The sequence below is a fragment of the Oleiphilus sp. HI0067 genome, assembly GCF_001635735.1.
The window spans coordinates 1-1,560 of sequence record NZ_LWFI01000084.1 but is presented as its reverse complement, the minus strand read 5'-3'; the positions used below and the strand labels follow the sequence as shown (position 1 = coordinate 1,560).

Sequence of the window (1,560 nt, the reverse complement as noted above, 5' to 3'; positions counted from 1 at the left end):
AAATCCAAGTTTCTTACGCGATTGGTGTTGCAGATCCAACATCCATTTCTGTGAACACATTTGGTACAGGTAAGATTTCCGATATCGAGCTTGCGAAAGTTATCCGCGAAGTATTCGATTTACGCCCTTACGCTATTCAGACTCAACTAGACTTGCTGAACCCTATGTATCAAATCACTGCTGCATACGGTCACTTTGGTCGTGAACCAGAAGAAGTGACTTACGAGTATGAAGAAGGTGGTGAGAAAAAATCGAAGACATTCACAGCCTTTACTTGGGAAAAAACAGATCGCATTGACGCACTTAAAGCTGCTGCAGGCGTTTAAAACACTATTTGTTTATAGACATTACAATCGCGCGTAATCGCGAAGGACAGAAATAATGAGCACGAATTTACAAGCTGTTGAAAATGGTTTCACAGACTACAAAGTAGCAGACATTGGTCTTGCTGATTGGGGCCGTAAAGAGATTGAAATCGCTGAAGGTGAAATGCCAGCATTGATGGCACTTCGTCGTAAGTACAAAGCTGAGCAGCCTCTTGCAGGCGCAAAGATCATGGGTTGTATTCATATGACAATCCAAACAGCTGTGTTAATTGAAACACTGGTTGATCTGGGCGCTGAAGTACGTTGGTCTTCTTGTAATATCTTCTCAACACAAGATCATGCTGCAGCTGCAATCGCTGCTGCGGGCATTCCAGTATTCGCATGGAAAGGCGAAACAGAAGAAGAGTTCTTGTGGTGTATTGAGCAAACACTTCTTTCAGAAATAGATGGCAACCAAGCTTGGGACGCAAACATGATCCTTGACGATGGTGGTGATCTAACTGAAATGGCTCACTCAAAATACCCTGACCTATTGAATGACATTCACGGTATTTCTGAAGAAACCACTACAGGCGTTCACCGTCTTCTAGAAATGCTGGAAGAAGGTACACTTAAAGTACCTGCTATCAACGTAAATGATGCTGTAACAAAGTCTAAGAACGACAACAAGTATGGTTGCCGTCACTCGTTGAATGATGCGATAAAGCGCGGTACTGACCACCTTCTTTCTGGTAAGAAAGCACTTGTTATTGGGTACGGCGACGTAGGTAAAGGCTCAGCACAATCACTAAGCCAAGAAGGCATGATTGTAAAAGTGACTGAAGTTGATCCTATCTGTGCAATGCAAGCATGCATGGATGGTTTCGAAGTTGTTTCTCCGTTCATCGATGGTGTGAACACTGGAACACTAGACGGCATCAATAAAGAATTACTTGCAAAGACTGACCTCATCGTTACGACCACAGGTAACACGAACGTATGTGATGCAAACATGCTTCAAGCACTTAAGTCTGGTGCGGTTGTATGTAACATCGGTCACTTCGACAATGAAATCGATACAGCTTACATGCGTGAGAACTGGGAATGGGATGAAGTAAAACCACAAGTTCATAAGGTATACCGCAATAAAGCTGAGAATGATCATTTGATCTTGTTAGCAGAAGGCCGTCTGGTTAACCTAGGCAACGCAACGGGTCACCCTAGCCGTATCATGGATGGTTCTTTCGCGAACCAA

The 1,560-nt window shown here is 43.5% G+C and carries 2 protein-coding genes; both read left to right on the top strand.

Features of this window, described 5'->3' with window-relative positions; genetic code table 11:
* A partial coding sequence (locus A3739_RS01285; RefSeq protein ID WP_197471935.1) for a methionine adenosyltransferase domain-containing protein occupies positions 1-326 on the top strand: 326 nt, incomplete at its 5' end.
* A gap of 55 nt (positions 327-381) precedes the next feature.
* The coding region (locus tag A3739_RS01280) for an adenosylhomocysteinase (RefSeq protein ID WP_068499934.1) at positions 382-1,560 on the top strand (1,179 nt) is incomplete at its 3' end.